The following is a 5,167-nucleotide window of genomic DNA, read 5'->3' on the forward strand; positions in this document are numbered from 1 at the left end:
CTGGCGAGGCCAGCTCGGTTGGATGCCCTTACAACCGCAGTGCTCCGCACAGGCGACTGTTCAATGCAGGGTAGGGGGTTTGAGCAAGGGCGCCAGGTTCTCCAGGACTTCTTCGATTTCCGCAATTATTCGGGCGAGGCGTTCATACCTCAGAAACTCGCCTTCCTCTCTTAGTCGGTCGCGTTTCTGCCGCATGATCACAAGTTGGTCCTGCAGGGCGATTGCATAGGCGTAGAGCTGATCCATGGGCTTCTCATGGCGAGGGCGTCCATGCCGCTGTCGAGGCTGGCTACCGTAGCATGAAGTTGCGGATCAGTTATTGCTCCAGGACAAGCTATGTCCATCCTTGGATGATAAACACTGGCGAGCGCAAAACCTGCCCATGGCCCGGCTCATGCTGCTCGCCGTGTTCTCCGTTGTGGTGTCTACGGCTGTTCACCGTACAGAACACGTCCATTTATGATTGCATCGGTATGGCGCCCGTATGAAGGCCACGTCCGATACTCGTGTGAGGCCACGTTTCTCAAGGGCCTCGGTGAGCTGGGCGAGTGTCTCTGCTTCGATAGTCATTGCTGTTACCTCGTCAGATTTGCTGTGCTCACATTTCTGGACTTGTCCCTCATGTCAGGAATTCACTTTGATTTTCAGGCGATCCGCCACCCGGTTTGATCGGATGAGCGGTAGGTAATCCATTCGAACGACTCGGTCAGCGATTGCCTCCAAGGTGTACAGGCCCGGTTCACACAGGAGCGCAGTTATGCAGCCGATCCCGGAAGTTAATGCGGTTTCCCCCGACGATCCCGCACCTTTTTCGCCAGACCCTTTGAGCCCAGGGCGGGTTGACGTCAATCCTTCACGGGAGCCCGGTGTCGAGGAACTGCCTGACACCGAAGGGCAACGTCCCCTTGATGATCAGAGCACCGGTATCGATCCGGATCGGGTACGCGAGGAAACCGACAACGGTGAGCTGGATGACCAGCCCAACCCGCGTTGACCGGAGCCGATCATGACTACGCCATACACTCCAGGTTCGCCAGACACACACCCGGTTGACCCCGATCCGGGCAACCCTCCCAGAGAGGAGCCTGTCGAAGAATCCATGCCACGCGGGCTGCCGGACAAACCGGAGCAGTACCCGGACGACGAGGACATGCCGTTGCCCAACGACTGATCCAGAATTGTTGCAAGCTGCTCTTTTGCCCGCCGCAAGGTGGGCTTTTTTATGTGCGCATGAATTTGGCTTGCAGAAACAACCGCGCAAGAAACCGGGTGCGCTGCCCGTCTCACCTGGGTACCTTGATCGTCAATCACCCACTCGCCCACTGGAGCGCGCCCCATGTCCAACGCCTTCGCCATTCTCCCTTCACCCGTTGGCGCTCTGACGCTGGTGGCACGCGCAGATAAACTGGCCGCCGTGCTGTGGGAGCACGAGCGCGCGAACAGAGTGCGGCTCGGTGATTTGCATGCGGACGCGAGCCATCCGGTACTCCTGGAAGCAGCCCGTCAATTGAAGGAATATTTTGCCGGCCGACGTCAGCGCTTCGACCTCGAGCTTGACTTCGCCGGCACCGGTTTCCAGCGAGATGTCTGGGCCGCGCTGCTGACCATCCCGTTCGGGGAGACCCGCAGTTATGGCGAGATAGCCCGGATGATCAACAAGCCTGCGGCGGTGCGGGCGGTGGGCGCGGCCAATGGGCGTAATCCTATTTCGATCATCGCGCCGTGTCACCGGGTGATCGGCGCGTCCGGCAGCCTTACCGGTTTTGCCGGGGGGCTGCAGGCCAAGCAGTTTCTGCTGGCCCTCGAGGGCAGGCAAAGCCTGTCACTGGCGCTCTGAACTCAGCCAGCAATCGCAAACGATGTGGTGCTCTGCCGTTGAGTATCGAGCACCAGCAAGCCTTCTTCACTAGCGCCTAGGGCGCCTAGCAACCGTCCCTGCCGGTCCCATGCAGCCGACTGGCCAGCGCCGATGAAGGTGTCGGCCGGCCCGACGCAGTTGGCCATGATGACAGGCATATCGAAGCGGCGTGCCATCTCGGGGTAGTGCGCGTAACCTTCCTCGATGCCTTGGGCGGTCTTTGCCACGCTGACCAGATAGACGTCCGCGCCAAGCGCGCGGGCCTGCTCGGCATGGCTCGAGAACATCGACTCGTAGCAGATGGCTGGGGCGAGGTGATGTCCTCCTGCCTCGAACACCAGAGGTTGATCCCCGGGAACGAACCAGCATAATTCGTCGCCGTGCAGACGCTGCTTGGCATACAAAAGGGGTGCAAGGCCCGGTCGCAGGATCGGCATGCCGATTTGTACCCCCTGCGCCGCCAGCAGTGGCAAACCAACGCTGATGACGATGGCCAGCGCGTCGCTCAAGGCCTGCAAGGGGGCGAGCAGACTGGACGTGCTGTCGACAGCAAGCCCGCGCGCCAGGCTCGGCTCGTAGCCGCTCAGCGACAGTTCGGGAAACACCACCAGGCCCGCGCCTAGCGCGGCGGCCTGGCGTACCACCTGCAGATGCCGTTGGAGGTTGCCTTGCAGATCGCCCTTGAGCGAGGCCAGTTGGGCTGCGCATAGCTTCATCGTTTTTGTCGTCCGTGGCAGTGTCGGGTCAGGAGGAGGGCGCGGCACCGAAGCGCTGGCGGAACCAGTCACCGAGCATGGCTTTTTCGGCGTACAGCCGGTCGTTGCTGGTCTGGCGGCCGGGGCGGCTCAGGTACATCTTGTCACTGATGCGCTCTTCGGCCTGCTGCGCAGGCTGGCCAGGTTGCGACAGGGTGTACTGCAGCTCGATCGTCGGCCAGGTGATTTCGCGCATGAACCGTACATCGTACGCGCGACTGTGCCAAGGCTCGTAGCGTCCCGCCAGGTCGATGTCGCGGATGTCGATGATCAGCTGCTGGCCGGGCTTGAGGTAGCGCTGGCCGAGTTTCTGCAGGTGCAGGGTGAGGGTTTTCATCACCTCGTCATCAGCACCGCGCTCGTATCCCTGGCTGCCGAGGCTGGCATCACGGAATTTCTCGGGATGATCGAAGCGCACCTCGACCGGCGAGGACAGGGTGGTTTGTGCCATGCTGTTGCAAGCCATCAGCAACAGCGCGGCACAGGTCAGGATGGGACGCATGATGCACCTCCAGGCGGGACTGCTTGCCTGTTCATTCTACGCCTGTTGGCAGTGTCGCAGCAGAGGAGCACACCATGAGCCGTATCCAGCGATTTGCTGCCAACGCCCGCGGGCGCGACCTGGCCGTGGGGGATATCCACGGGCATTTCCAGCGCCTGGAGCGGTGTCTTGGGCAGATCGGTTTCGATGCCCGGTGCGACCGGCTGTTCAGCGTCGGTGACCTGGTCGACCGGGGGCCTGAGAGCGAACGGGCGCTGGAATGGCTGGACCAGCCCTGGTTCCACGCGGTGCAAGGCAACCACGAAGCGCTGGCCGTCAGCCATGTCTCGGGCGGTCGGCTGGACCCTGAGCTGTACCGTGCCGCCGGAGGTGGCTGGTTTCTCGATCTGGAACCGGCCGACCAGCAGCGCTACGCCGAACGCTTCGCGGCCATGCCCGTAGCACTGGAAATAAAGACCACCCTGGGGCTGGTCGGCATCCTGCACGCCGATTGCCCGTTCCCCGAATGGGCTGAGCTGACCCGACAGTGTCAGTCCGGTCTTGACGTGGCAGTGCAGGAGTTCTGCCAATGGTCACGTCGCCGGCTCCAGCAGGAAGACAGTCGCCCCGTCGCCGGCCTGCGCGCCTTGGTCGTGGGCCATACCCCGCTTCGCAAGGTCAGCGTGCTGGGCAATGTCTGGCACATCGACACGGCGGGTTGGGCCAGCGGGCACTTCAGCGTGCTCGATCTCGCCACCCTGAGCCTGCTCAGCGCCACGCCAGGTGAATGAGCACGCCCAGCGCCAGCAGGATCAGCACGACCCCCGAACCCCGTTGCAGCCAAGGCAGCGCCTGGCCGAAGCGGCGCAGCCGCGCCGAAATGAGGTGTGGGTCGCAGGAAGGGTCAGCGCAGAGTCTCCATCAGTCCCGATAGAACACCTGCACCAGGTGATAACCGAACTTCGACCTGATCGGCCCGTGCACCACCCGCAGCGGCTTCTTGAAGATCACCTGGTCGATCGACCCGACCATTTGCCCAGGCCGCACCTCGCCCAGGTCGCCGCCGCGCTTGCCGGAGGGGCAGGTTGAGAACTTCTTGGCCAGCACGTCGAAGGCCTCGCCGTTGGCGATGCGCTGCTTGAGCTTTTCGGCTTCGTCAGCGGTCTTGACCAGAATGTGGCGGGCTTGTGCTTTCATGATGTACCTGCGGGACGGGGCAAAAGCCGCCATTATGCCTGATCACGCAGCTCCGCGCGGTCACGGAACTGCTCCAGGGCCTCGGGGTTGGCCAAGGCATCGGTGTTCTTCACTGGCAAACCGTGCACCACGTTGCGGATCGCCAGTTCCACCAGCTTGCCGCTGAGGGTGCGCGGGATGTCGGTGACCTGCAGCATCACCGCGGGCACGTGGCGGGGTGTGGTGAACTGGCGGATGACCTGGCGGATGCGCGCCTGCAACGCGTCGTCCAGCTGCAGCCCGTCGCGTAGCCGGACGAACAGCACGACGCGCACATCGTCCCGCCATTGCTGGCCGATCGCAACGCACTCGACCACCTCTTCGACCTTTTCCACCTGGCGATAGATTTCGGCGGTTCCAATACGCACGCCGCCTGGATTGAGCACGGCATCGGAGCGGCCGTGGATCGCCAGCCCGCCGCCGGGATGCTCCTCGGCGTAGTCGCCTTGCGCCCAGACGCCCGGATACTGGCTGAAGTAAGCATCGTGATAGCGCGAACCGTCCTCGTCGCCCCAGAAGCCCAACGGCATGACCGGGAATGCCCGGGTGCAGACCAGTTCGCCTTTTTCGCCCGTGACCGGCTTGCCCTGGGCATTCCAGACTTCCACCGCCATGCCGAGGCCCTTGCACTGGATTTCACCGCGCCGCACCGGCAGGACAGGGTTGCCAAGCACGAAGCACGAGACGATATCGGTGCCGCCTGACATCGAGGCCAGGCACAGGTCGGCCTTGATCTCGCGGTAAACGTAGTCGTAGCTGTGCGGCGACAAGGGCGAACCGGTGGACATGACCAGCCGCAGGCTGTCCAGGCGATGGCTCTCGCGCGGCTTGAGACCT

9 protein-coding genes are annotated in these 5,167 nt (G+C 62.9%); 4 read left to right on the forward strand and 5 right to left on the reverse strand.

All coding sequences use genetic code 11. The features are described from left to right. Window positions 1-60: 60 nt before the first annotated feature. A complete protein-coding gene (locus tag VJS90_RS06250) occupies window positions 61-246 on the reverse strand; it encodes a hypothetical protein (RefSeq protein WP_324120123.1) in 186 nt (61 codons plus the stop codon). A 511-nt stretch (window positions 247-757) separates the two neighbouring features. Between VJS90_RS06250 and VJS90_RS06255 the strand changes: the two genes are divergently transcribed. The 3 genes from VJS90_RS06255 to VJS90_RS06265 all read left to right on the forward strand — a co-directional run bounded on the left by VJS90_RS06255 (window position 758) and on the right by VJS90_RS06265 (window position 1,837). Further along, the gene (locus VJS90_RS06255) at window positions 758-994 is read left to right on the forward strand and encodes a hypothetical protein (protein WP_324120125.1); all 237 of its coding nucleotides are present in this window, start codon (window positions 758-760) and stop codon (window positions 992-994) included. Between the two features lie 12 nt (window positions 995-1,006). After that, on the forward strand, window positions 1,007-1,171 hold the full coding sequence (locus VJS90_RS06260; protein WP_324120127.1) for a hypothetical protein: 165 nt from the start codon (window positions 1,007-1,009) through the stop codon (window positions 1,169-1,171). A 165-nt stretch (window positions 1,172-1,336) separates the two neighbouring features. Beyond that, a complete protein-coding gene (locus VJS90_RS06265) occupies window positions 1,337-1,837 on the forward strand; it encodes a methylated-DNA--[protein]-cysteine S-methyltransferase (protein WP_324120128.1) in 501 nt (166 codons plus the stop codon). Between the two features lie 2 nt (window positions 1,838-1,839). On the opposite strand, the gene VJS90_RS06270 is transcribed toward VJS90_RS06265, so the two are convergent. Both VJS90_RS06270 and VJS90_RS06275 read right to left on the reverse strand, forming a co-directional pair. Then, window positions 1,840-2,574 (reverse strand): carbon-nitrogen hydrolase family protein, encoded by a 735-nt coding sequence (locus tag VJS90_RS06270; RefSeq protein ID WP_324120130.1) that lies wholly within the window; start codon window positions 2,572-2,574, stop codon window positions 1,840-1,842. Between the two features lie 28 nt (window positions 2,575-2,602). After that, the gene (locus tag VJS90_RS06275; protein ID WP_324120132.1) at window positions 2,603-3,115 is read right to left on the reverse strand and encodes a DUF3016 domain-containing protein; all 513 of its coding nucleotides are present in this window, start codon (window positions 3,113-3,115) and stop codon (window positions 2,603-2,605) included. Between the two features lie 74 nt (window positions 3,116-3,189). On the opposite strand from VJS90_RS06275, the gene VJS90_RS06280 reads away from it, so the two are divergent. Beyond that, the gene (locus tag VJS90_RS06280) at window positions 3,190-3,885 is read left to right on the forward strand and encodes a metallophosphoesterase (RefSeq protein ID WP_324120134.1); all 696 of its coding nucleotides are present in this window, start codon (window positions 3,190-3,192) and stop codon (window positions 3,883-3,885) included. Window positions 3,886-4,015: 130 nt separating this feature from the next. Here VJS90_RS06280 and VJS90_RS06290 read toward each other — a convergent pair whose 3' ends face one another. Both VJS90_RS06290 and VJS90_RS06295 read right to left on the reverse strand, forming a co-directional pair. Further along, window positions 4,016-4,291 (reverse strand): peptidylprolyl isomerase, encoded by a 276-nt coding sequence (locus VJS90_RS06290; protein WP_324120136.1) that lies wholly within the window; start codon window positions 4,289-4,291, stop codon window positions 4,016-4,018. A 32-nt stretch (window positions 4,292-4,323) separates the two neighbouring features. Then, window positions 4,324-5,167, reverse strand: an 844-nt coding sequence (locus tag VJS90_RS06295; protein WP_414704900.1) for an AMP-binding enzyme, incomplete at its 5' end; no start/stop codon positions are given.

It is taken from the genome of Pseudomonas sp. (assembly GCF_035277045.1).
Taxonomy (GTDB): Bacteria; Pseudomonadota; Gammaproteobacteria; order Pseudomonadales; family Pseudomonadaceae; genus Aquipseudomonas.

Excerpts from the sequence above, each read along its gene's own strand:
- VJS90_RS06250 (WP_324120123.1), bottom strand. The coding sequence starts at position 246 with ATGGATCAGCTCTACGCCTATGCAATCGCCCTGCAGGACCAACTTGTG.
- VJS90_RS06255 (WP_324120125.1), top strand. The coding sequence starts at position 758 with ATGCAGCCGATCCCGGAAGTTAATGCGGTTTCCCCCGACGATCCCGCA.
- VJS90_RS06260 (WP_324120127.1), top strand. The coding sequence starts at position 1,007 with ATGACTACGCCATACACTCCAGGTTCGCCAGACACACACCCGGTTGAC.
- VJS90_RS06265 (WP_324120128.1), top strand. The coding sequence starts at position 1,337 with ATGTCCAACGCCTTCGCCATTCTCCCTTCACCCGTTGGCGCTCTGACG.
- VJS90_RS06270 (WP_324120130.1), bottom strand. The coding sequence starts at position 2,574 with ATGAAGCTATGCGCAGCCCAACTGGCCTCGCTCAAGGGCGATCTGCAA.
- VJS90_RS06275 (WP_324120132.1), bottom strand. The coding sequence starts at position 3,115 with ATGCGTCCCATCCTGACCTGTGCCGCGCTGTTGCTGATGGCTTGCAAC.
- VJS90_RS06280 (WP_324120134.1), top strand. The coding sequence starts at position 3,190 with ATGAGCCGTATCCAGCGATTTGCTGCCAACGCCCGCGGGCGCGACCTG.
- VJS90_RS06290 (WP_324120136.1), bottom strand. The coding sequence starts at position 4,291 with ATGAAAGCACAAGCCCGCCACATTCTGGTCAAGACCGCTGACGAAGCC.